This is a genomic window from Ruegeria sp. AM1 (assembly GCF_056540745.1).
In genome coordinates this window covers 67684-90535 of the sequence record NZ_JBQFXH010000001.1, presented here as the reverse complement: position 1 = coordinate 90535, position 22852 = coordinate 67684, and the positions used below count along the sequence as shown (strand labels likewise).

The following is a 22852-nucleotide window of genomic DNA, read 5'->3' as shown; positions in this document are numbered from 1 at the left end:
CTCTGTCACTCAACCCAACTTTCAAAAACCGACGCCTGTCCGGCCATCTGCCTTGAGGTCCCATCATGCTTAATTTTCTTGGTATCGGCGAATGCATGGTCGAGCTGTCGCAGGCCGCCAACGGACAGTTGGCGCAAGGGTATGCGGGCGACGTGCTCAACACGCTATGGTACGCGCGCGCCTGCTTGCAGGATGACACCTATATCGGATTTCATTCAGCCTTTGGTCAGGACCCTCTCTCGCAAGAGATGCGAGGCTTTATCGAGGCCGCGGGCATCAGTTGTGACAACACCCCCACCGACCAGCAAAGATTGCCGGGCCTCTATATGATCCATCTCGACGGGGCGGAACGCAGCTTTAGCTACTGGCGGGAAAACTCGGCAGCGCGGAGCATGATGAAAGACCCCGCATTGCTCTGGCAACGCGCCGCGCAGGCGGATCTGATCTATCTGTCGGGGATCACGATGGCGATCCTTCCCGAGGACGCGGCTCAGCTGCTTATCAAGACGTTGCGGGACCACCTCAAACCCACGGCCAAAGTGGCATTTGACCCCAATATCAGGCCGCGTCTGTGGTCTGATGAAACCCGTATGCAAGAGGTGTTGACAGCGACGGCGGCGATCTCTGACATCATTCTGCCCAGCGCGGATGACGAACGCATGTGCTTTGGTGACGCATCACCCGAGGATACGGCGCAACGCTATCGTCAGCTGGGCGCAGAACTGGTTGTCGTAAAAAATGGCGAGGCCGCAACATTGGTGCTGCAAGGCGACCAGATGAGCAGCTATCCCGTTCCAGACACTCCGGGCGTCGTGGATACAACCGCGGCGGGCGATTCCTTCAATGGGGCATTCCTGGCCAGTTATCTGACGTCTGGCGATCTGGAGCAGGCAACCAAAGCCGCGCAGCGTTGCGCGGCTCAGGTGGTTTGCAAGAAAGGGGCGCTGGTCCCGTTTGAGCAGCTAAGTCTCTGAAACGCCCGCCATCAGCGAGGCGAAGCAATCATGCCTCGACCTCGCCGCGCGCAGGGCGGTTGTTATTGATGGTAAAGATCATTCCGTCCAGCAGTTCCGCCAAATCGGGCCGAACCGCGGGACCGTTCGACACAGAGATAATCTGAGCCCTCCCGTCGGGCGTTATGCAAAACACCCCCGGTTCGGCAAAATTGCGATCGGTTTCCGCAGCGTTCAACGGCGCGCTTACAAACAAGCCCAGCGTGTTCATCTGCTCCTGCGTCAGCCCATAACCGATATCAAATGTCCACCCATACTGCGCGATATCTGCCTCGGCCTTCTCGGTCGGATCAGCAGATACGACCACGATGTCAAACCCGGCTGCCTCCCACTCAGGCTTGAGCGTTTCCAGAAGGCTGAGGTATTTTTTGCACCGTCCGCAATGTTTGCCGCGGTAGACAATGAACAGCGTCCAGTTCGGGCGCGTACCTCCAACGCTCAGGCTTCCGCCGCCGACTTTGTCAAAGGTCAGGTTTGGAAAGGTTGATCCGGATTTTAACGTATCAGGCATGATGACTAACTTTCAGTGATTAATGAGTGGCAGCACTAGTCGAGCAGTGACGGTAACCATAGTGAGAAGGCGGGGACATACGTGATCAGGATCAGGGCCAACAGCAGCGCCAGATAAAACGGCCATATGGATTTCAGCGCCTCTTCGATCTTGATCTTGCCGACGGCACAGCCCACGAACAGGCAGGTGCCAACCGGCGGGGTACACAGGCCAAGCCCGAGATTGACCAGCATCATGATGCCGAACTGCGTCGGGTCCATGCCGATGCTTTTGGCGATGGGCAAGAAGATCGGCGTACAGATCAACAGCAGCGCCGCCATATCCATGATCATTCCCAGCATCAGCAGGATCACGTTGATCATCAGCAGAATCATAATCTTGCTCTCGGATATGCCGATCAGCACCGAGCCCAGTTTCTCAGGCACCTGATAGAGGGCCAGCAAATAAGCAAAGGAACTGGCGAAGCCGATCAGGATCATCACCATTGCAGTGGTTTTCACCGCTGAAACCACGGCGGTTTTGAACCCTTCCCAATCCAGCGTCCGATAAACCAGCGCTGTCAGCAGCAAGGCATAGATCGCACCAAAGGCGCCGGATTCGGTGACCGTAAAGACCCCGGACAACACGCCACCCACGATGATAATCGCCGTGATCAACCCCGGCACTGCGGCTGCAGCACTGATCAGAACCGCCCCCAGGCCCGGAAACGGTTCGGCCGGGTACTGGTGCTTGCGCGCAAGAAAATAGGCAGCCGCGGCCAGACAACAACACATCAGAATGCCCGGCACGACGCCAGCGAGGAACAGCTTGGAAATCGAGATGCCGCCACCGGCCGCAATCGCGAAGATGATCATGTTGTGACTGGGCGGGATGACAATACCGGCAATGGAGGATGTGACCGTCACATTTACCGCATAGTCGGGGCGATACCCACGTTCTTTCATGACCGGGATCAACAAAGAGCCAAGCGCTGAGATGTCCGCGATCGCCGATCCGGAGATGCCGCCAAACAGCATTGACGAGAAAATGTTCACCGACGCCAGACCACCCCTGATGTGCCCGACTAGGGTTGACGCAAATCGAACCAGCCTTATTGCGATCCCACCATGCAGCATCAGCTCACCCGCGAAGACGAAGAACGGTATTGCCAGCAGCGAGAACACCGAGATGCCAGAAACGGCACGCTGGAACGTGATCATCAGCGGAAAGCCTTCGTACCAGAAGGCGGAAAGGGCGGCCATGCCCATCGCAAAAGCGACAGGTATTCCCAGGAATACACACCCGAAAAACACGCAAAGAAGGATAGTCAGGCCCATATTCAGCAGGCTTCCTCTGGATCTTGAATGAAAGTAGTCGCGCAAAAAATGTCCGAAAGACGCATTAACACGCGCGTACCGGCAAAGAGCAGCAACAGACCGCCACAGAAGATGGACGACAGGGTTCGAAAGCTCTCAGGGATGTTCAACATCGGCAGCAACGTACTCCATCCGAACTGGAACAGTTCAATGCTGGCGACAAGCATGATCCCTCCAAACACCGCAAGAGCGATATCGGTGATCAACAAGACGATGCGCCGAACCGGACGTGGCATCGCGTCACGGAACATGGTGACACCTAAATGAGTGCCCTCATATACGCCAACGCCAGCGCCCAGAAAGGTGATGTAACAGATCAGCAGCAACGCGAGCTGCTCGACCCAAGTAGGGGTCACATTCAAGACATAGCGACCAAATACCAGCCAACCAAAAGTGACAACCAATGTCACCAGCGAAATCGAACAGATCAGGATGCACAGCTTTGCCAGTACATCCTGAAACTGCACGAGGGGGTGTCGGCGGGTCGAGGGGGTAGGTTTGTCACACATCTTGGCAACCTCCGGAAACCACGAGCACCCCTTGGTCAAGGGGTGCCCGATACTATGTCATCGACCTAGTTGGCCTGAAACAAGGCAACCAGGTCAGCCAGTTCAGGGCTCTGCTCTAGGAATTGGGCGTAAACCGGCTCCATCGCGTTCTGGAACGGTGCCTTGTCTGACACTTCGTTCACAACAACGCCGGCCTCCAGAACGGTTTCCATAGACTTGGCTTCACGCTCGGCCCACAGCTTGCGCTGCAGCTCGGTCGAGTTGCGGCCCGCTTCAGCAACGATCTCCTGCTGCTCGGACGTCAGAGAGTCCCATGTTTTTTTGGACATGCATAGGCATTCCGGAATGATCAGGTGCTGCGACAAAGAATAGAACCCGGCCACTTCGAAGTGGTTGGTGGATTCATATGATGGCGGGTTGTTCTCTGCTCCATCCACAACGCCGGTTTTTAGCGATTGGTACACTTCAGAGAATGCCATCGGTGTCGCGTTCCCGCCCATGGATTCGATCATGCCCACAAACAGGTCATTGTTCATAACCCGAACCTTCATGCCCTCGACATCCGAAGGCTGATTGATCGGCTTGATCGAGTTGTAGAAGCTGCGCGCGCCCGCGTCATAGTATCCCAGCGCAACGATGCCCTTTTCCTCGAGGCCCGCATTCAGCGCGGTGCCGGCTGCGCCATCCATCAGGCGGTACATATCCGGGACCGATTTGAAGATGAAAGGCAGCGACACTACGTTTGCTTCGGGGACAACCTGCCCCATCGGTCCAAGGCTGAATACACCGAAATCAAGCGCGCCCAGGCGAAGCTGCTCAATCGCGTCCGGCTGAGAACCCAGGACGCCGCCGTGAAAGACCTTGCCGCCAAGCTCGCCATTGGTCTTTTCAGCGACCTCAGCAATAAACGCCTCCATACCATGCGAGACCGGATAGTCCTCGACATGGATATTCCAGCCGCGCAAATCTTTGGCCATCGCTGCGGTCCCGAGCGCGACAAAAGTCGCCGCAACAGCGACGCTCGCAGCGCATTCTTTGAGTTTTAAGTACGCCATATTTTCCTCCCGAATTGGCTAGTTATTCCTCTACTTGCCGTAAACTTACAAATTTTTACAAATAATATTTTCATTTATTTGCAGTGACTTATTTGTATTTCCGTGTTCAGATTCGCCTCCTCCAACGAACTTCGATTCTTAGCTGGCTAACCGGCGACCCTCGGGCATCCGGGGGCCGCGGCCCGTTATAGAAAGTCGTCCCTGCGCGGCGTGAAACTGTCGATCAGCGTCCCGGGCTCAAGGCAGACACATCCATGTCTGATCTGCGAAGGGATGATGAAGCTGTCGCCTGCGGTCACCTCGAACTCCTCCCCGCCCAGAGAAAAGCGGAACCGCCCGCTTTCGACATAGGTCGACTGAACATGAGGATGGTCATGCAGCGCCCCTTCGGCACCCGACTTTTCAAACCGAAAAGCGACCAACATCAAATCCGGATGATCGGACATCACCTGCCGTGACATCCCATTCCCCAGTCCAACGCGCGGAAACTGCTCCATCTTTTTCTGCCTCCTACTTTTGGATCAGCTGAAATATGTGCCGCCGTTGATGTCGACATTTGCACCGGTGATGAAGGCCGACTCATCGGTCGACAGGAAGGCCACCAGATTTGCAATGTCCTCAGACGAACCCTGACGTTTCAAAGGCGTGGCGGCCTCGACGTTTCTGCGCACCTCATCCTTGGTGAATATGTTGTGGAAGTCCGTATCAATCATACCTGGGCACAGCGCGTTGACGCGGATTTCAGGGCCAAGTTCTTTGGCGAGACCGCGTGTGAAGGTCATAAGAGCGCCTTTGGATGCACCATACGCGGCAGCACCGGGCCCGCCACCATCCCGGCCAGCCTGACTGGCAATGTTTACAATTGAACCTGTCCGCATATGCGGCAAACAGGCTTTGACCATCATAAAGGCGCTGGTCATATTCAGATCCATAACTGCGCGCCAATGATCTACGGTCATTTCGCGAATGGTTTTTCGCGCAATCAACCCACCTGTGTTGTTAACCAGTATATCAATGCTTCCAAATGCACCGACGCAAGCATTGACCAAAGCTTCTGTGCCAGCTTCTGTGCTGAGATCTGATTGTATGGCCTCAGCGCTTCCGCCCTTTGCCCTGATCTCATCTACGACGCTTTGTGCACCTTCCACGCTAGCAAAGTAGTTGACGACGACGTTGGCCCCCTCGTCCGCGAGCGCCACCGCACAAGCCCGCCCGATGTCACGACCACCGCCAGTAACAATCGCTGTTTTCCCTGTAAGGTTCATTACTTATTCCTTTTCAAACCATCTCGCCGCCCGTCCAGCACGCTTGGAAAGCGCCTGCATTTCGCAGGCCTTTTGACCAGCGATACGAATCGATATCAGAAACTGGTATACTAGTATTACAACTGGTATACCAGTGTTGAAACTGCTGACCGTCTTCGGTAAATGATCAGGGAATTCCACTTTGCGCCTCGGTCTCCGAGGGAGGGCTCCAATGGACGAACTGAACTCTGTAAAAGATCGCCGTACGACGGTGGATGAAATCTTCCGCCAGCTTCAAGAAGAGATCAGCACATTGCGTATGCTACCCGGCGACAAGATTTCCGAGGCCGAAGTAGCCGCCCGTTTCGGCGTCTCTCGGCAACCTGTTCGGGATGCATTCAGCCGACTTGCCAATCTGGACATGCTGCTTATCCGCCCGCAGCGCGCCACTGAGATAAAGCGCTTTTCGATGCGTGAAATCACCAAATCCAGATTTATCCGTGCGGCGGTCGAGGCGGAGGTGCTGCGCCTTGCCGCAAAACGCATAGACACACGCGGCGAAGAGCGGCTTGCTAGCAGCCTGAATGATCAAGCAGAGGCACTTGCCAAAGACGATATGGAGGCATTTGGTCGGTTAGACTACCTGTTCCATCAGGCGATATGCGATATCGCCGAGACCGATTATGCGTTTGAGGTCATCGCCAAGGAAAAGGCCAAGGTGGATCGTTTGTGCATGTTGGGCTTGTCTAAAGAAGCGCGAATGCCCCAACTGCTGGAAGATCACAAACGTATCGCTACAGCGATTGCGGCCAGAGACGCGCAAGGTGCTGTTGATGCGGGCATGGAACATCTGTCGAGGCTTGATGAAACGATCGAAGCAATCAGATCAACCAACGCGCACTATTTTGAAGCCTTATAGCGCCTTATAAGACATGACGCAAAACGCCGTATCTAGTCCGAACGCACACGCCATTCGCACAGACGGGATCGGGCAGGAACCACAGCAAGGTCACGGGTAACCGCTCAGAACGAGTTATCTGGCTCGTAGGGATTTTGAAAACGCAGCAATTTCGGATATCTTTGACTTAGCATGACTTAAATCAAGTCTGCGACATCACTCGAGCAGTAAGATCACCGTTGCGAAAACGGGAATTCTGAACGCCAGGACGCTAGTGTCATGATGTCACAAGCCACTCGAAGACATTTCTTGCACGGGAGATTCTCGCGTTCGGATTTGGCTGTGCAACTACTGGCTCGCCCGTTTGGCGCTCTCGACGCCCGACAATTCGAAGAGACCTGCACTTCTTGCGGTGACTGCGCGCTCGCCTGTCCGGAAGGCATCATCGTGCAAAACGGCGAGGATTTGCCTTCGCTTGATGTCAAAAATGGGGCCTGCACGTTTTGCGGTGAATGCACCAAAGTCTGCGAGGCTGGTGCTCTGATCGAAGGACAACCCTGGTATTGGCGCGCCGAGACGACCGATGCCTGCCTAGCAAAAAGCGGCACCCACTGCCGCAGCTGCGAGGACCACTGCGACGCCGGTGCTATCCGATTCCGCTTGATGACAGCAGGCCGCGCAGAGCCACAGATTGACCTGACCTCGTGTACGGGTTGTGGCGGCTGCGTTGCACCTTGCCCGGTCGGTGCTCTCAGCCTCACTCAAATGCTTCCTAATACGGAGACACAGACATGCTGAACATCTGCGGCTGCTTAGTCCACGCTGTGCCCGAGATGACATCCAGTGTCATCGCAGCCATCAACGAGACCGAGGGCGGCGAAGTTCATGCCCATGACAGCGGGCGTATTGTCGTCACTGTCGAAGACACCCCGGCGATGCGCGCCTCGGATCAGATCATGGATCTGCATCAGATTCCCGGCGTGCTGACCGTCACCCTGACCTATCACCATTTCGAAGAGCTTCCGGCAGAGTCCGAAGCCCTGTCGCAACCCTCTGCCTGAACGGGAGAATTCAGCCATGACCCTGCCAACATCCCGCCGCTCGTTTCTCAAGGCGACTGCCGCCGCCGCAACGGCCTCGGCCGCTGGTATTTCCATGCCCGAAGGGGCCGCGGCCCAGGTCGGCGCCCCCGACATTCGCTGGGACAAAGCCGCCTGCCGTTTTTGCGGCACCGGGTGTTCTGTGCTGGTCGGGGTGAAAGACGGCCGTGTTGTTGCAACTCAGGGCGACCCAGAGGCCCCGGTGAACCGGGGGCTCAACTGCATCAAGGGCTATTTCCTGTCCAAGATCATGTATGGCGCGGACCGCCTGACCACGCCGCTGCTGCGCAAATCAAACGGGGTCTATGACAAGAACGGTGAATTCGAACCCGTCAGCTGGGACGAAGCCTTCGACGTGATGGCCGAGAAGTGGAAAGACAGCATCAAGACGAAAGGCCCGACCGCCGTCTCGATGTTCGGGTCAGGTCAGTGGACCGTCTGGGAAGGGTACGCTGCTGCCAAGTTCATGAAGGCGGGCCTGCGTTCTAACAATATCGACCCCAACGCGCGCCACTGTATGGCATCCGCCGTAGCCAGCTTCATCCGAACCTTCGGTATTGATGAGCCGATGGGGTGTTATGACGATTTCGAACATGCCGATACCTTCGTTCTGTGGGGATCGAACATGGCCGAGATGCACCCGATCCTGTGGTCGCGGCTGACTGATACACGTCTGACCAAGCCCGGTGCCGAAGTGCATGTGCTGTCGACTTTCGAGCACCGCTCGTTCGAACTGGCTGACAATGGCATGATCTTTGTGCCGCAGACCGATCTGGCGATCCTGAACTATATCGCCAACTACATCATTCAGAATGATGCGGTGAACTGGGACTTTGTGAATAAGAACGTCAATTTCACCAAGACTGCCACCGATATTGGCTATGGCCTGCGTCCCGAACATGAGCTGGAACAGGCTGCGGCGAACCCATCGCACGAAGGCAAGCACGGCAAACTCGAAAAGATCGATTTCGAAGCATATAAGGAATATGTCGCGCCTTATACGCTGGAGTACGTAGCAGAGCTGTCGGGCGTTCCGGCGGCCCAGCTCGAGCGCCTGGCCCAACAATATGCCGATCCGAACCGCAAGGTGATGAGCCTTTGGACCATGGGTTTCAACCAGCACACCCGGGGCTCCTGGGTGAACTCGCTGATGTATAACGTACACCTGCTGATGGGTAAGATTTCAGAGCCCGGCAACTCTCCGTTCTCTCTGACTGGTCAGCCCTCGGCCTGCGGTACGGCGCGTGAGGTCGGCACCTTTGCCCACCGCCTGCCTGCTGACATGGTTGTAGCCAATGAGAAGCACCGCCAGATCGCGGAAGAGAAATGGATGCTGCCAGAAGGTACCATCCCGCCCAAGCCCGGCTTTCACGCTGTCTTGCAGCATCGCAAGATGAAGGATGGCGATCTGAACTGTCACTGGGTTCAATGCACCAACAACCTGCAGGCTGCGCCGAACATCAACGATGAGGGTTGGCCTGCCTATCGGAACCCAGAAAACTTTGTCACCGTGTCCGATCCTTACCCGACTGTTACCGCGCTGGCTGCCGACCTGATCCTGCCCACCGCAATGTGGGTCGAAAAAGAAGGTGCCTATGGCAACGCCGAGCGTCGCACTCAGTTCTGGCGTCAGCAGGTTGATGCGCCGGGCGAGGCCCGTTCGGACGTCTGGCAGGTGATGGAGTTCTCAAAACGCTTCAAGGTCGAGGACGTCTGGCCCGAAGAGCTGATCGCCCAGAAGCCAGCGTATCGCGGCAAGACTCTATACGAAATCTTGTACGAAAATGGCAAGGTAAACAAATACCCGCTCTCGGAAACCGCTGAAGGCTTCAACAACCAAGAATCCGAGGATTTCGGTTTCTATGTCCAGAAAGGTCTGTTCGAGGAATATGCCGACTTCGGACGCGGCAAGGCGCACGATCTGGCCGACTTTGACACCTATCACAAGGCACGCGGGCTGCGCTGGCCAGTGGTGGACGGCAAGGAAACGCTGTACCGCTTCCGCGAAGGCTATGACCCCTATGTCAAAGAGGGCGAAGGCGTGAAATTTTACGGCAAGCCCGATGGGAAAGCCAACATCATCTTCGCTCCTTACGAACCCGCAGCCGAAGAACCCGATGAAGAATACGATCTGTGGCTGGTCACCGGTCGCGTGCTGGAACACTGGCACTCGGGCTCGATGACGCGCCGCGTCCCGGAACTGCACCGCTCGTTCCCCGCTGCTGTGGTGTTCATGCACCCCGACGATGCCAAGGATCGCGGACTACGCCGCGGACAAGAGATCACGATCTCGACCCGTCGGGGCGATGTGCTGTCGCGCGTGGAAACACGTGGACGCAACAAGATGCCCAAAGGCGTGGTGTTCTTCCCGTGGTTCGACGAGGGCCAGTTGACCAACAAGCTGACCTTGGACGCAACCTGCCCGATCTCGAAAGAGACCGACTTTAAGAAATGCGCCTGCAAGGTCGAACGCGCCTGACGTTAACCCCTTATATGTAAGCAAGCTCGATGCCCGCCACTGAAACCACAGCCAAGACCAAGCCGATGAACCGGCGCCGTTTCCTGCAGGATACGGCCCGTGTCACGGCGGGCTGTGCGGTGACGGGCAGTTTTCTGGCCTATCTGGCCATTGATGCCCGCGCCCTTCCGGCGCAGGCGATCCGTCCGCCCGGAGCCTTGGACGAAGACGATTTTCTGGCCGCCTGCATCCGCTGCGGTTTGTGCGTGCGGGACTGCCCTTATGACACGTTGAAACTGGCCGAACTGGGATTGGACGGACCGGCCACCGGCACGCCCTATTTCACCGCCCGCGATATCCCCTGCGAAATGTGCGAGGACATTCCTTGCGTCGCCGCCTGCCCGACCGGCGCGCTTGATCCTGATCTGACAGATATCGACGACGCGGATATGGGCCTTGCGGTTCTGATCGATCAGGAGAAATGCCTGAACGCGCTGGGGCTGCGCTGCGATGTCTGCTATCGGGTTTGCCCGGTCATCGACGAGGCCATCACGCTGGAGCGGCGACACAACGAACGCTCGGGCCATCATGCAATCTTCATGCCCGTCGTGCATTCCGATGCCTGCACAGGGTGCGGCAAATGCGAAAAATCCTGCGTCCTCCCGGGTGAGGCCGCGATCAAAGTGCTTCCGCGTCACCTAGCCATGGCCGAGGCTGCAGATCACTACAAGCTGGGCTGGGAAGATCGCGATCCGCTGGTTGATGAACTCATCGACCTGCCCGACCGCCTACCCGGACCCGGCACCGACAATCTGGTGGCGCCGGGTGGTTTCATCGACGGTGCAGATGCTCTGCCCGACCCATCAATGGAGGGCGGTTTTAGCCCCAGCTATTCGCTTCCTCAATTGGACGGAGCGGGCCAATGAGCGTCAAGACTTTCCACCCGGTCGGGCAAGAAGCTATCGAAACCAAAGGCTGGATCGGTGCACATAAGTATTTGCTGCTACGGCGCCTGTCACAGGCTGTGTTTTTGGGGGTGTTCCTGCTGGGCCCCTGGTTTGGCATCTGGTGGGTCAAGGGCAATCTCGCGGGGTCGATGACCCTGAACATCCTACCGCTGACCGATCCCTTTGTTCTGCTGCAAGGCATCTTCGCTCAGCACTGGCCGGAAATCACCGCCATCATCGGCGCTCTGATCGTTGGCATTGCTTATGCGCTGATCGGCGGCCGGGTCTATTGCAGCTGGGTTTGCCCGATCAATCCCGTCACGGATGGCGCGCACTGGCTTCATGACAAGCTGGGTCTGCAAAAAGGCTGGCAACCCAAAAGAAACACTCGGTACTGGGTGCTTGGAACAGTCCTGCTGGTTTCGGCGATCAGCGGCACCATTGCTTGGGAGGTTGTCAACCCGATCTCGATGCTGCATCGGGGCCTGATCTTTGGCATGGGTTTTGCATGGGTTTTCGTCGCCGCCGTCTTTGTCTTTGATGTCTTCGTTTCGCGCCGAGGCTGGTGCGGACATATCTGCCCGGTCGGTGCGTTTTACGGACTGCTTGGACAAAAATCATTGTTGCGTGTGAACGCGGTGAACCGCGCCGCCTGCGACGATTGCATGGACTGTTTCGCCGTCTGCCCCGAGATGCACGTGATCTCGCCAGCCCTGCGGGGCAAAACCGGTGAGACATCCCTGATCCTGTCACCTGACTGCACAAATTGCGGTCGTTGTATCGATATCTGTTCGGTCGACGTCTTCAAGTTCTCTCACCGTTTCGACGATGCCCCAGCGCCAGGGCGCACGGCCCGTCCGAAACCTCTTTCGAAATCCGAGGCCAGTCGCGCCGCCTGAGCAAACAACGGAGTTTCTCATGAATAAGAACGCAATTATCAGCGCCCTTGCCGTCGCGGCTGTTACCGCCGCGGCCGGAATAGCTCTTGCGCAATCAGTCGGCTCACAAGTGGAAACGCTGCGTGGCGCTGATGTGAATGACCCCGTCGTCCTCGATCAGGTTCATCGCAATGTCGAAGGCCGGATGCAGCGCAACTATCGCCAGCAGCCCCCTTTGATCCCTCACAAGGCCGATCAATACCAGATTGACCTGCGCACCAACCAGTGCCTGTCCTGTCACGACTGGACCAAGGCCGGCGAACGCAATGCGCCGACGCTGTCGATGACCCATTATCTGGACCGCGACGGTGTCGAGTTGGATCAGGTCGCTGGGACCCGGTACTTCTGCAACCAATGCCACGTGCCTCAGGCAGATGCGCCCGCGCTGATCGACAACGTCTTTCAGCCGTCCGCCAGCAAATAATCCAACGCATGTCTGAAAGGAGCACTCAAGATGGCAGACTCTCCTGAAAAACGCGGCTGGATTCGCCGCCTCTGGACCGGGTTCTGGACCCCCGCTGCGTTGTTCAGCACCGGCTTCCTGCTGATTGCAGGCTTTCTAGGTGGGATCCTGTTCTGGGGTGGCTTCCACTGGACGCTGGAACTGACCAATACCGAAGAATTCTGTGTCTCGTGCCACACGATGGAAACCAACCTGGGTGAATATCGCGAAACGGTTCACTACAACAACCACTCTGGCGTGCGCGCGATCTGTTCTGATTGCCACGTACCGAAGGAGTGGAACCACAAGATCAAAGCCAAGATCATGGCCGTAAAAGATGTGTACCATGAAATGGCAGGCACCATCAGCACGCCTGAGAAATACGAAGATCATCGTCTGCAGATGGCATCCGCTGTCTGGAAAAAGATGAAAGCGTCGGACAGTCGCGAATGCCGCAACTGCCACAACTTTGATTATATGGACTTCACCATTCAGGAAACGCGTGCCGCATCCGAACACCAGCGGGCCATTGACAACAACATGACCTGCATCGATTGCCATCAGGGTATCGCGCACAGCCTGCCGCCCGACTATCTTGATGCTTATCAGGATGTCGTCAGTTCGCTGGCTCTTGAAAACCCGGATGCCGTGCGCGCCGATGCCTCTGCGGACAAAGAGGCTATCCAGTCCTTCCTGGACAGCCGGTCGGAATAAGGAGCAGGAAAGCAGATGCTTGAAATCCTAGGAACAATTGGCGGCAACATCCTTGGCCTTCCCGGTATAATGGGTCTTGCGCTTGGAATGATGACTCGTAAGCTGTGGCTGGGTGCCATTTTGGGTGCATCGGTCGGGGTCATTGAAACCCTGCTGTTCGCCAAATGGCAGTTTGCCAATGTCGAGATGATGGAACTTGTGATCGCGATCATCATCGGTGTTTTGGCTGGCAGCCTTGGAACGGCAATCCGCCTGAAAGGCAGTACCGCCTAAACTGCAGGCGACATCGCAATATTTCGCAGATGGAATGAGGGGTCGGAGGGCCCCTCATTATTATGAGCGTGCCAGTTTTGGGTTAACTGTTCATGTGTGAGACACAGAGCCAAACGCCTTGGGTCAGGTCGCAACCGTCTCTTGGTCTCCCCGACGTGGACTTACAAAATCAATAATTCTAATAATTAAACCTTATGTGCACCGTCAGCTCTCAGATGACAGCCGGTCAGCGATCCAATCAAAAACCAGCCGTGGCGCGTCACTGATGTCAGAATCTGTCCGCGACATCACATAGCCTGCCTGACTTTCCACGATGTCATTGGTTGCCATCACCAGTTGTTTCGTCTGCAGCATGTCGTCGACCAGACCCAGCCAGCCAAGGGCCACACCGTCACCCGCAGCAGCCGATTGTATGACCATGTCATAGTTGTTGAAGCTGATATAATTCCGCGACCGTTCTCCGGTAATGTTCAGGCTTTCGAACCACCCCTGCCAGGTTTGCCACTCGGCCGAAGGGGGTTTGGACAGGCTCAACAACTGCGTGTCCAATAGTTGCTGGGCGCTCTGGATTGGTCCGTTCTTTTGCAGGAATCCAGGGCTGCAAACCGCGACGACACGCTCATGCAGCACCATCACATCGCCGGGCCTTATGTCACTGAAAGGTAGGACATGAATCCTGATATCACAATCATCCATCCCATCGTCCGGCGGGACCTGAGACGCCAGTATCTGGATCTCGATTTCATCGCCCAGCTCCGACCGCAAATGTGACAACCGCGGCAACAGCCAAAAAGTCGAAAACGCAAAGTCGGCCGAGATACGTACGCGCGGTCGCGACTTTCGTTCAAGCAGCGAGGCGACCGAGATTCCCATCTGAGTCATTGCAGGTCTCACAACTGTAAGCAGCCGCAGCCCCTCGCTGGTCAAAGTCACACCGCGATGCTCGCGTTTGAACAAGGCGACGCCCAGTTCGACCTCCAGCGCCTTGACCCGCTGCGAAACCGCCGGCTGTGTTAACCCCAGAGCCTCAGCAGCACCGGTGAAGTTGCCATGCCGCGCCACCATATCAAACGCAAACAGCGCGACCAGATTGTGGCTGAGGCTCCTATTAACACTGCTAATGTCATTCATAAGTTATTCAATACTACAAAAACAGCTGGCTTTGTAAGACAAATAACTTTGTGCAAATTCCGCCACGGGCAAACCAGATTTGGAATGCATAAAAAGCGGATTACGGAAAACAGGGATTCTACATGTCAGTCAAACCCCCTTTAACCGAGCTACCGATTCAGGTAGCGGACGGAGGCTTCTATCGCGGCTTCAGTCAGATCGTGACAATCTCGTCAAAGCTGATGATCGGCGGCCTTGTCATCTGGGCGATCGCATTTCCAGAGCAATCCGGCAGAGTTCTGAACTCGATCAACAGCTTCATCCTGTCATCATTTGGTGCTTGGTACATCTGGACCGTTGCGCTGTTCGTTCTGTGTTGTATCGCGCTTGCGCTGTGGCCGACGGCCGGTCGCCTAAAGCTAGGCCAGCAAGATGATGTGCCCGAGTTTTCGAACTTCTCCTGGTTTTCAATGATGTTTGGCGCAGGGATCGGGGTCGGCATGCTGACCTGGGCCGTGGCCGAACCGATCTATCACTGGACCAATAACCCCGAAGTTATTCAGGGCCTCACAAACGGTGGCACCGAAGACAACATCAGAATGGCCTATAAGTGGTCTTTCCTGCACTGGGGCCTAGGGGCATGGGCTTGCTATGCGATTGCCGGTCTCGCTCTTGGCTTCTTCAGCTACCGTCGCGGTCTGCCGCTGACCATGCGCTCGTCGCTGACGCCGCTATTTGGCGAAAGACTCTCGGGCTCAATCGGTCACACGGTCGATATCGTCGCGGTTGTTGCAACCATTTTGGGTGTTGCGCAGACGCTGGGTTTCGGTGTCGAACAGTTCGTAGCAGGCCTCACACGGATCGGAATTGGTGGCCTGACCAATGATGCGGGTACAGCCAGCACAACCGGGGTTCTGGTTGCGATCGTGGTCATCATGGCGGCCTCCACCGCGTCAGCTCTGTCTGGTGTGGGCAAGGGGATCAAGTGGCTGTCAAACATCAACATGGCACTCAGCATCATCCTGCTTGGCTTCTTCCTGTTGTTCGGCTCGACCTTCTTTGGTCTTCAGGCGCTGTTCGTCGGCCTGTGGGACTATCTGATCGCGCTGCCGGATATGATGTTCCGCGTGTGGTCGGGTGACGACAATCCTGAAAGCATCGCCTCCAAGCTGGAAGGCTGGCAGGGTGCATGGTCGGTCTTCTACTGGGCTTGGTGGATTGCTTTTGCACCGTTTGTGGGCCTGTTCCTCGCCCGCATCTCGAAAGGCAGAACCATCCGCGAGTTCGTGCTGGGCGCGATGATTGTACCCTCACTGATGTGCTTTGTCTGGTTCACCTGGGCCGGTGGCACCGCCATTGACCTAGAGCTGACCGGAGGTGCGAACGGACAGATTGCGTCCGCACCGGACGGCGACAAGATCTTTGCCATGGTGCAGTATATGCTGTCGCCCTTCCTGGGTTGGGCCATGTCGGTCATGATCGTGGTCTTGCTGATGACCTACTTGGTCACCACAGCAGATAGCGCCGTGCTGATCGTCAACACCATCAACGCGGCCGGTGACGAAGGCCCGAAGGCACGTCCCCACATCATCTTCTGGGGTGTTGCATTGGGGTCTGTTGTGACCGCTCTGCTGCTGGTTGGTGGCCTCAAGGCCATCCAGACCGCAATGGTGATCGGCGCGCTGCCCTTCTCACTTGTGATGGTGCTGCAGTGCTTTGCGCTGATCAAGGCCATCTATAACGACGGCAAGCGTGAACAGGCGGGTATCCCCACCACGGTGTCGACCGAACCGGCCGAGTAAACACACCACTCACAGAAAACCGGTGCCGCCGCAGGAAACTGCGGCGGCATTTATTTTGCCTGAGCCAATTCCTTCCAATGTTTTTGCGGTAACGCGCGGCTTGGATTGCCAGTAGACCCCACCGATAAGTGCCACGCGGTCGGCCAGGCCTACGGCACATCAATCTGCATGCTAAGATAGTGTCCGGCCCGCTCAGGTCGAGAACACAGCCGTTATTTCGTGGGTCCCAATGACACCGCGTGGCTCCTGAAGTACTACGGTCTCAACGCACATGCATGTGCTGAGGAAACGCGAGAAGCTCCGACAGGTTCAATCCAATCGGCGGGCGGTGCTCTGATCCGATGTCAGGCGCAATAAAAAGGGCCGATCACGCGAATGCATGATCGGCCCCATTTCAAACATACAGCGTTCTGATGCGCTGCGTTACTTCTTGCCTGCAACGATCCGGTCAAGGATCAGCGCGCAGAACAGGATCGCCAGACCAGCAAGGATACCCTGCCCGGCAGCTGCGTATTGCAGGGCTTCCAGTACGTCCTCACCCAGACCCTTGGCGCCGATCAGCGAGGCAACAACAACCATCGCCAGCGACATCAAGATGGTTTGGTTCACACCGGCCATAATGGTCTTATGCGCCAGCGGCAGATCAACGCGCCACAGTAAGTAGCGAGGTGTCGCCCCAAAAGCCAAGGCGGCCTCGCGCACGGTTTCGGGAACCTGCTGCAGCCCCAGAACGGTAAAGCGGATCACCGGCGGGCTGCCAAAGATCATCGTGGCCACGACCCCAGCGGGCTTACCCGAGCCAATGAAGGCCACAACCGGGATCAGATACACGAAGGACGGCATCGACTGCATGAAGTCGAGAATCGGCCGCACAATCGCAAAGGCGCGTGGCCGGCGGGCGCAGTAAATGCCCAGCGGAATACCCAGCGTGATCGAGATCAGCGCCGCAGCCCCCAGCAGAGCGATGGTGGTCATCGCCTTTTCCCAGAAGTCCAGCAGACCCAGATAAGCCAGCGCAGCACCGGTAAAGATCGCAACACGCGGACCAGCCGAGAGATAGGCCAACATGATGATCACAAGTGCGACCACCGGCCAGGGAGTATCGACCAGAACCACTTCGATCCAGTCCAGCAGGGTACGCATCCCAAAGGTCAGACCGTCAAAGAAACCGCGTCCTGCAACCTTGGTCCATTCGAACACAGCCTGGACCCCGTCGCCAACGTTCAGACGCCAGTCACGATTGGTTGGGAATGTCTTGAGCACCGCAACAGCATCGGGTTGAGCGAATTTTATCGCCGACAGAACAACCACGGTGATTGTCAGCGCTGCGGCGACGATCATCCGTGTAGGCGACCATCCATGCGCAACGTTCGAGTCAGACCTCCAACGTGCGAATTGCCCTTCCAGCGTCCAATTGGCCAGTGACGCCGCAAGGAACTTGACCAGCCCCAGCAGCACAAGGCCAACGATCAGATAAGTAAGACCCGTGGAATCTGCGCTTCGAGCCGCTTCTTGTGCCCCGGCCAGGGCCCCCTCCAGCGACTCGGCCGCACGCTTTAACGAATCCAGCGAGGCAGCCCCGGACTGTTCCGCCGCTGTGATCTGCTGACGCCGCAGTTCCAGTGTCTGCTCGATCTGTGCCGCCCGATCCCGAAACTCTCGTCCCAGATCCCCAAACAGCCCCAACCCGATCTGGATATAGGCCAGCGTTTCCAGCAGCAGAAAGCCCAGAAACCACGACCAGAGCCCACGCGCGCCGAACCAGATCGGCCCCAGGATTGCCGCCGCTTTGTTCAGGGTGAACCGATACCCCGGTGCCTGCATCATGTAGGCGAAGGTTTTTTGATAGTAGTCCTGACTTTGACCTACAAAATCACCGATCAATCCATCCAGCCGGTCAGCCGTTTCGGGTTTGATCTGTTCTGTTGAAACATCTTTCATGTCTGCCCCCTTACGCCTGGCTGTCCTGAATCGCGCGGATCAGCCCCGCCCGGTTGATCACGCCGACGGTATTGCCGTCCTGTGTGACCGCCACCACCCCGTGACCATCAACACACAACGTCATCAAGTCGGACAGGTCCATCTCGGGATGCGCCTCTTTGGCATCGCCTGGCACCTCGCCGTGATGCGCCTCGAATTCGTCCACAGGCTTCATCACCGAATGCGCGAAGATCATGTTGAGCTTGGAAATGCCCGCAACAAAGTCCGCTACATAGTCGTCGGCAGGATTGAGAATGATCTCTTCGGGTGTGCCGATCTGTACGATGCGCCCGTCTTTCATGATCGCAATGCGATGACCGATGCGGATCGCTTCGTCCAGATCATGGGTGATGAACATCGTGGTCTTGTTCAGCTTACGACTGAGATCCATGAACTGGTCCTGCAACTGCTTGCGGATAAGCGGGTCAAGCGCCGAGAACGGTTCATCCATCAGCAGGATTTCCGGGTCGGATGCAATCGCGCGCGCCAGACCGACACGCTGTTGCATGCCCCCTGAAAGCTCATGCGCGTATTTGTCTTCCCAGCCGCTCAGTTCCACCAGTTCCAGAACGCGATCCGCTTCTTCCCAGCGGCGCGCCTTGCCCGTGCCGCGGATTTCCAGCGGCATCGCGACGTTGTCCCGCACTGTCCTATGCGGCATCAAACCGAAATTCTGAAACACCATGGCCACGCGACGGTTGCGCAGATCGCGCAAACCTTCGGCGTTCAGGCCCATTACATCTTCGCCGTCCAGATAGATGTGACCATCTGTTGGTTCCAGCAGGCGATTTACATGCCGTACAAGTGTCGATTTGCCCGAGCCGGACAAACCCATAACGCAGAACAGTTCGCCGCGTTCAATTTCAAAGCTGGCATCCGCCACCCCAACGACGCAATTGTACTGGTCCAGCACTTCCGATTTGCTCAGCCCTTCAGCATGAATGGCTTTGAGCGCTTCATCAGCCCGTTCTCCGAACACTTTCCAAACGCCGCGTGCATCAATTGCGATATCCGCTGTCATGCCCATCCCATCACTTTTGCTCTTGATACGTGACACCCCCGGCGGCGTACGACCCCGGGGGTGCAGTGTGTTTAGTTGGTTTTGAGACCCAGCCAGACGTCTACGGTGTCACCATTGGCATCAATCCATTCGGCGACCACTTCATCAATCTCACGACCTTTGACCACGACCTCATAGGTCAAGCCGCTCAACTGCGCAGCATCCATATCGATGTTGCTCAGGAATGACGCGGCGGCGGGGTTACGTTCTTCCAACGACTTGGAATGCGCAACGGTCACCGTTTTGACCGGCTCGCCTGTGCTGACATGAGATTTATTGTACCAGTCCGCATCCTGATCCGGCTGCACCATCTTATAGGTTGATGCGTCATGCTCGGGCTCTTCCAGAATGGTCACGTCATAGAGCGCGTGAACATAGTGCGGAGCATAGCAATAGAAGGCTGCGCCTTTCTTCTGATCGATCGAGTCCTTCAGGCGCGAGTAGAAAACGGTTTCGTCTTCGGTGGTCGGCTCAAGGAAGGTTTCGATGCCATAGTCACGAACACGCACCTTGAAGGTGTTGGTCGAGGCCCAGCCGGACGCGCCAACCCATACTTCACCCTTGCCGTCACCGTTCGAGTCGAACAGTTCCTGCGCAACAGGCGTGGCCAGATCATAGATCGAGCGGATGTTGTGATCATCAACCATGTAGTTAGGAACGCAGATCCCGGCGCGCCCTTCATAGCTGCCCGACGACAGCCCTACGGTGCCCTTCTGATCGACATATTCGTCGGTGAATGACGACTGGTTTGGCAACCAGACATCAGGGTGTACGTCAATGTCACCCCGTCCGCCATCCATTGCGGCAAAGATCACAGCATTCGCGCCAGGTGCATACCCGACTTCGCCACCCAGACGCGTTTCAATCACCTGACCGATAACACGGCTCATGATTTTGGCACCCGGCCAACTGGGTTCGCCCACCATGACTTTTTCCTGCGCCATAGCCGCGGTCGCTCCCAGGGCCAACGCGACGGTCGCAGTCAGTGTCGTCAAATGCTTCATATTGTTTTCTCCCGTTGTGATACGTTGTCTTGGTTTTGATTTAGATGCGCCATCAGGCGCGCGCCCGCTTACGTTGCGGATCTATGAATGGGACGTCAGTTACGGTTGCGCCAAGGCGCTTCATCCGACCGTCAAGTTGTCCGATTTCAAGGCGTGCTCCGTTTTCGGCGCACTCTACCGACAAACGCGCCATTGCGATAGCCTTCTCAAGCATCGGCGAGCGTGTAGCGGATGTCACAACCCCCACCTGACGCTCGCCCTGATAAACGTGCGCGCCATGCGCCGGCACATCATCGCAATCAATCAGCAACCCCTTGAGCACCCGGCGCGGATCGCGCGCATTGCGTTCAAGTGCTGCTTTGCCTGTAAACTCCTCTTTCTTCAGATCCACCGCAAAGCCGAGCCCCGCCTCAAACGCATCAACGCCTGCGGTAAATTCGGCTTCGGCGGCGGCAAGGCCTGCCTCGATTCTTATGATTTCAAGTGCGGCCGAGCCCATCGGTTTGATCCCGAATTCTTCGCCGGCCTCGATAACCGCATCCCAGATCGCGCACGCGTCGGATTTGGCGCAGAAGATTTCATAGCCCAGTTCGCCGGTATAACCCGACCGCGACAACATGAACGGCGCCCCGTCGCGATCGCCCAGTCGTGCAACGGTCACGCCAAACCACTTGAGGTGATCCAGTGCCGGAACATGCGGCTGGGTAAAGGCAATCTTACGCAAAAGGTCCCGGGATTTCGGCCCCTGGATCGCAAGGTTTGGCAATGCGCCACGCATGGCATGCACACGCACATGCAACTCATGCTCTGTCGCAAGTGCCTGCAACACGCGTCCGCTTTCTTCATTGCCACAGCACCACCGGAAAATCTCGGGCGCGAGGCGGAACAGAGTGCCGTCGTCAATGACTGATCCACTTTCGTCGCACATCAGCGTATATGACCCGCGCCATACCGGCAGCTTGGCCACGTTGCGCGTTGTGGCCATCTGCATCAGCTTTTCCGCATCCGGGCCAACGATGTCATATTTGCGAAGGCCACTCATATCCTGCACGGTTACCGCTTCGCGGCAGGCCCAGTATTCACCCAACGTCCCGTGGGCAGGATAGCTGACGGGCGCCCACAGGTCGCGCGCCGGAGCAAAATTCTGGGTCAGTGGGGCCAGACGGTCATGAAAGGCAGACTCCTGACTGATCGACATGGGGGCGTCTTCCTTTTCACGATAGGCGACAGCGCGGCGGATTGGGGTTTCAGGTCGATAAATGCGCACATGCACATCCGTGGGGTTCCAACCGTTGATCGGATCGATGTCATCAGGACAGGCGGTCGAAACACAGACCAGATCTTCGAATGCCTGCAAGGCGACATAGTCACCAGGGCGGGAATAGCTTTCATCCGTCAGGATGTGATGCGAGGCCGGATCGATCCAGGTATTCCAGAAAAAATTGATCGCCGGCCAGGCTGAACGCCGCGCAACCCCGTGGGGCGCAAGCGCATTTGATATGTTGTCCGAGCAGTTGACGTGCCCAGGGAATCCACGCTCTTCATAGCCACGCGCGGTGCAGGCCAGCCCAAACATGTCATGCCGTCCGCAGGTATCCTGCAGCACGTTCAACAAAGGCCGCATCTCACGGTCATAAAACTTGTCCAGCAGGCCGGGGCCGGGATAGGCACGGCGCACCATCGACCGGGTCGCGGTTGAATCGATCATCCATTCCTGACCGCGGTCCAGCCCGTCTGCGCACAGCGCCATGAAATCCGAACACTGCTGACCTTCGACATCGATGATCTGCACGGTTTCACCGGCGCGCAGCTCATACGCCAGCGCTGTGCCCCGCGGCACGGTGAATTCGTCGCGGGTGTCCCCCAGAAGCGGCGGCAGCGTCGCGGCACTTGCGGCAGCGGACTTGTGACTGACCGTGATGCAGCCCGCATCAGCGCCCTCAATCATGTTCGGGGCAGAAACAGAGCAAACCAACCACACGGTCAAAGGTGTAGCCGCCGTCAGAATCAACGGCTCCTCGTCCTGACTCAATCTGCAGCAGGCCACCTCGGCCAGTGGGTCGCCGCCTCGAGCGCTGATCCATCCGCCAAGCTCGGCGCTGTCGAAGTCCGAGAATGCCAGCACCCCGGTCGGTGTTACGTTCAGGGCACGTAACACCTGCTCTCCCCCGGCGGTAAACGCGGCAATATCCAGTGGTTGCGACGCGCTGATCCCGTCGATGGAAAGCAGATCGCCCGCGCGCAGCTCCAGCCGGACCGCCTCACGAGGCGCCAGTATGTGCGATTGAGTTCCGCTGTTTTTTGGAAAACCGGGGAACAATCGTCCCGGGTTATCAAGACCCGCATTCGCGAATTCATACAGTACCGATGGACCGTACATTTTGCTGTCTTCCGCATTCCGGTTATGAAACTAGTTACAAAGGTTGATGAAACTAGTTT

Annotated in this window: 22 protein-coding genes; 11 read left to right on the top strand and 11 right to left on the bottom strand. The window is 56.9% G+C overall.

Translation table 11 applies throughout. The features are described 5' to 3' along the window. The first annotated feature begins 65 nt into the window (after window positions 1–65). Complete coding sequence (locus ACR0I7_RS00435; protein WP_480507319.1) at window positions 66–974, top strand: sugar kinase; 909 nt, start codon at window positions 66–68, stop codon at window positions 972–974. Between the two features lie 28 nt (window positions 975–1002). Here the strand turns inward: ACR0I7_RS00435 and ACR0I7_RS00430 are convergent, their stop codons facing one another. From ACR0I7_RS00430 to ACR0I7_RS00405, 6 genes are all read right to left on the bottom strand, one after another. After that, window positions 1003–1524 carry a redoxin domain-containing protein gene (locus tag ACR0I7_RS00430; protein ID WP_480507317.1) on the bottom strand — a complete coding sequence of 174 codons (522 nt, stop codon included), beginning with the start codon at window positions 1522–1524 and terminating at the stop codon, window positions 1003–1005. Window positions 1525–1559: 35 nt separating this feature from the next. Continuing rightward, window positions 1560–2840: a TRAP transporter large permease gene (locus ACR0I7_RS00425; RefSeq protein ID WP_480507315.1), complete on the bottom strand. Its 1281-nt coding sequence runs from the start codon at window positions 2838–2840 to the stop codon at window positions 1560–1562. Between the two features lie 2 nt (window positions 2841–2842). Continuing rightward, window positions 2843–3388 carry a TRAP transporter small permease gene (locus tag ACR0I7_RS00420; RefSeq protein WP_480507313.1) on the bottom strand — a complete coding sequence of 182 codons (546 nt, stop codon included), beginning with the start codon at window positions 3386–3388 and terminating at the stop codon, window positions 2843–2845. A 65-nt stretch (window positions 3389–3453) separates the two neighbouring features. Continuing rightward, window positions 3454–4443: a TRAP transporter substrate-binding protein gene (locus ACR0I7_RS00415; RefSeq protein WP_480507311.1), complete on the bottom strand. Its 990-nt coding sequence runs from the start codon at window positions 4441–4443 to the stop codon at window positions 3454–3456. Window positions 4444–4628: 185 nt separating this feature from the next. Beyond that, window positions 4629–4940 carry a cupin domain-containing protein gene (locus tag ACR0I7_RS00410; protein WP_480507309.1) on the bottom strand — a complete coding sequence of 104 codons (312 nt, stop codon included), beginning with the start codon at window positions 4938–4940 and terminating at the stop codon, window positions 4629–4631. Between the two features lie 24 nt (window positions 4941–4964). Beyond that, window positions 4965–5708: an SDR family NAD(P)-dependent oxidoreductase gene (locus ACR0I7_RS00405; protein WP_480507307.1), complete on the bottom strand. Its 744-nt coding sequence runs from the start codon at window positions 5706–5708 to the stop codon at window positions 4965–4967. Window positions 5709–5919: 211 nt separating this feature from the next. On the opposite strand from ACR0I7_RS00405, the gene ACR0I7_RS00400 reads away from it, so the two are divergent. The 9 genes from ACR0I7_RS00400 (at window position 5920) to ACR0I7_RS00360 (ending at window position 13457) form a co-directional block, all read left to right on the top strand. Then, window positions 5920–6606, top strand: coding sequence for a GntR family transcriptional regulator (locus ACR0I7_RS00400; protein WP_480507305.1), 687 nt, complete (start codon window positions 5920–5922; stop codon window positions 6604–6606). Between the two features lie 258 nt (window positions 6607–6864). Beyond that, entirely contained in the window at window positions 6865–7383 is a 519-nt protein-coding gene (locus tag ACR0I7_RS00395) for a ferredoxin-type protein NapF (RefSeq protein ID WP_480507303.1), read from the top strand. Next, complete coding sequence (locus ACR0I7_RS00390; protein WP_480507301.1) at window positions 7377–7646, top strand: chaperone NapD; 270 nt, start codon at window positions 7377–7379, stop codon at window positions 7644–7646. The genes ACR0I7_RS00395 and ACR0I7_RS00390 overlap by 7 nt, the downstream gene beginning before the upstream one ends. A gap of 16 nt (window positions 7647–7662) precedes the next feature. Beyond that, window positions 7663–10164 (top strand): nitrate reductase catalytic subunit NapA, encoded by a 2502-nt coding sequence (gene napA, locus ACR0I7_RS00385; protein ID WP_480507299.1) that lies wholly within the window; start codon window positions 7663–7665, stop codon window positions 10162–10164. 29 nt (window positions 10165–10193) lie between these two features. Beyond that, window positions 10194–11069 carry a ferredoxin-type protein NapG gene (napG, locus tag ACR0I7_RS00380; RefSeq protein WP_480507297.1) on the top strand — a complete coding sequence of 292 codons (876 nt, stop codon included), beginning with the start codon at window positions 10194–10196 and terminating at the stop codon, window positions 11067–11069. Beyond that, on the top strand, window positions 11066–11989 hold the full coding sequence (gene napH, locus ACR0I7_RS00375) for a quinol dehydrogenase ferredoxin subunit NapH (protein ID WP_480507295.1): 924 nt from the start codon (window positions 11066–11068) through the stop codon (window positions 11987–11989). Before napG ends, napH begins: the two co-directional genes overlap by 4 nt. Window positions 11990–12008: 19 nt before the next feature. Beyond that, window positions 12009–12452 carry a nitrate reductase cytochrome c-type subunit gene (locus ACR0I7_RS00370; RefSeq protein WP_480507293.1) on the top strand — a complete coding sequence of 148 codons (444 nt, stop codon included), beginning with the start codon at window positions 12009–12011 and terminating at the stop codon, window positions 12450–12452. A 30-nt stretch (window positions 12453–12482) separates the two neighbouring features. Beyond that, entirely contained in the window at window positions 12483–13184 is a 702-nt protein-coding gene (locus tag ACR0I7_RS00365) for a NapC/NirT family cytochrome c (protein ID WP_480507291.1), read from the top strand. 15 nt (window positions 13185–13199) lie between these two features. Continuing rightward, on the top strand, window positions 13200–13457 hold the full coding sequence (locus ACR0I7_RS00360; protein ID WP_480507289.1) for a hypothetical protein: 258 nt from the start codon (window positions 13200–13202) through the stop codon (window positions 13455–13457). Between the two features lie 204 nt (window positions 13458–13661). Here the strand turns inward: ACR0I7_RS00360 and ACR0I7_RS00355 are convergent, their stop codons facing one another. Beyond that, complete coding sequence (locus ACR0I7_RS00355; protein WP_480507287.1) at window positions 13662–14588, bottom strand: LysR family transcriptional regulator; 927 nt, start codon at window positions 14586–14588, stop codon at window positions 13662–13664. 122 nt (window positions 14589–14710) lie between these two features. Between ACR0I7_RS00355 and ACR0I7_RS00350 the strand changes: the two genes are divergently transcribed. Further along, the gene (locus ACR0I7_RS00350; protein WP_480507285.1) at window positions 14711–16369 is read left to right on the top strand and encodes a BCCT family transporter; all 1659 of its coding nucleotides are present in this window, start codon (window positions 14711–14713) and stop codon (window positions 16367–16369) included. A gap of 423 nt (window positions 16370–16792) precedes the next feature. On the opposite strand, the gene ACR0I7_RS00345 is transcribed toward ACR0I7_RS00350, so the two are convergent. The 4 genes from ACR0I7_RS00345 to ACR0I7_RS00330 form a co-directional block, all read right to left on the bottom strand. Then, window positions 16793–18310, bottom strand: coding sequence for an ABC transporter permease (locus tag ACR0I7_RS00345; protein WP_480507283.1), 1518 nt, complete (start codon window positions 18308–18310; stop codon window positions 16793–16795). Between the two features lie 10 nt (window positions 18311–18320). After that, the gene (locus ACR0I7_RS00340) at window positions 18321–19370 is read right to left on the bottom strand and encodes a quaternary amine ABC transporter ATP-binding protein (RefSeq protein ID WP_480507281.1); all 1050 of its coding nucleotides are present in this window, start codon (window positions 19368–19370) and stop codon (window positions 18321–18323) included. Window positions 19371–19441: 71 nt separating this feature from the next. Beyond that, on the bottom strand, window positions 19442–20413 hold the full coding sequence (locus ACR0I7_RS00335) for an ABC transporter substrate-binding protein (protein WP_480507279.1): 972 nt from the start codon (window positions 20411–20413) through the stop codon (window positions 19442–19444). A gap of 52 nt (window positions 20414–20465) precedes the next feature. Then, a complete protein-coding gene (locus ACR0I7_RS00330) occupies window positions 20466–22793 on the bottom strand; it encodes a DUF1989 domain-containing protein (RefSeq protein ID WP_480507278.1) in 2328 nt (775 codons plus the stop codon). Window positions 22794–22852 lie beyond the last annotated feature (59 nt).

Excerpts from the sequence above, each read along its gene's own strand:
- ACR0I7_RS00410 (WP_480507309.1), bottom strand. The coding sequence starts at position 4,940 with ATGGAGCAGTTTCCGCGCGTTGGACTGGGGAATGGGATGTCACGGCAG.
- ACR0I7_RS00350 (WP_480507285.1), top strand. The coding sequence starts at position 14,711 with ATGTCAGTCAAACCCCCTTTAACCGAGCTACCGATTCAGGTAGCGGAC.
- napA (WP_480507299.1), top strand. The coding sequence starts at position 7,663 with ATGACCCTGCCAACATCCCGCCGCTCGTTTCTCAAGGCGACTGCCGCC.
- ACR0I7_RS00365 (WP_480507291.1), top strand. The coding sequence starts at position 12,483 with ATGGCAGACTCTCCTGAAAAACGCGGCTGGATTCGCCGCCTCTGGACC.
- ACR0I7_RS00355 (WP_480507287.1), bottom strand. The coding sequence starts at position 14,588 with ATGAATGACATTAGCAGTGTTAATAGGAGCCTCAGCCACAATCTGGTC.
- ACR0I7_RS00390 (WP_480507301.1), top strand. The coding sequence starts at position 7,377 with ATGCTGAACATCTGCGGCTGCTTAGTCCACGCTGTGCCCGAGATGACA.
- ACR0I7_RS00420 (WP_480507313.1), bottom strand. The coding sequence starts at position 3,388 with ATGTGTGACAAACCTACCCCCTCGACCCGCCGACACCCCCTCGTGCAG.
- ACR0I7_RS00360 (WP_480507289.1), top strand. The coding sequence starts at position 13,200 with ATGCTTGAAATCCTAGGAACAATTGGCGGCAACATCCTTGGCCTTCCC.
- ACR0I7_RS00435 (WP_480507319.1), top strand. The coding sequence starts at position 66 with ATGCTTAATTTTCTTGGTATCGGCGAATGCATGGTCGAGCTGTCGCAG.
- ACR0I7_RS00425 (WP_480507315.1), bottom strand. The coding sequence starts at position 2,840 with ATGGGCCTGACTATCCTTCTTTGCGTGTTTTTCGGGTGTGTATTCCTG.
- ACR0I7_RS00395 (WP_480507303.1), top strand. The coding sequence starts at position 6,865 with ATGATGTCACAAGCCACTCGAAGACATTTCTTGCACGGGAGATTCTCG.
- napH (WP_480507295.1), top strand. The coding sequence starts at position 11,066 with ATGAGCGTCAAGACTTTCCACCCGGTCGGGCAAGAAGCTATCGAAACC.
- ACR0I7_RS00335 (WP_480507279.1), bottom strand. The coding sequence starts at position 20,413 with ATGAAGCATTTGACGACACTGACTGCGACCGTCGCGTTGGCCCTGGGA.
- ACR0I7_RS00340 (WP_480507281.1), bottom strand. The coding sequence starts at position 19,370 with ATGACAGCGGATATCGCAATTGATGCACGCGGCGTTTGGAAAGTGTTC.
- ACR0I7_RS00370 (WP_480507293.1), top strand. The coding sequence starts at position 12,009 with ATGAATAAGAACGCAATTATCAGCGCCCTTGCCGTCGCGGCTGTTACC.
- napG (WP_480507297.1), top strand. The coding sequence starts at position 10,194 with ATGCCCGCCACTGAAACCACAGCCAAGACCAAGCCGATGAACCGGCGC.
- ACR0I7_RS00330 (WP_480507278.1), bottom strand. The coding sequence starts at position 22,793 with ATGTACGGTCCATCGGTACTGTATGAATTCGCGAATGCGGGTCTTGAT.
- ACR0I7_RS00345 (WP_480507283.1), bottom strand. The coding sequence starts at position 18,310 with ATGAAAGATGTTTCAACAGAACAGATCAAACCCGAAACGGCTGACCGG.
- ACR0I7_RS00415 (WP_480507311.1), bottom strand. The coding sequence starts at position 4,443 with ATGGCGTACTTAAAACTCAAAGAATGCGCTGCGAGCGTCGCTGTTGCG.
- ACR0I7_RS00405 (WP_480507307.1), bottom strand. The coding sequence starts at position 5,708 with ATGAACCTTACAGGGAAAACAGCGATTGTTACTGGCGGTGGTCGTGAC.
- ACR0I7_RS00400 (WP_480507305.1), top strand. The coding sequence starts at position 5,920 with ATGGACGAACTGAACTCTGTAAAAGATCGCCGTACGACGGTGGATGAA.
- ACR0I7_RS00430 (WP_480507317.1), bottom strand. The coding sequence starts at position 1,524 with ATGCCTGATACGTTAAAATCCGGATCAACCTTTCCAAACCTGACCTTT.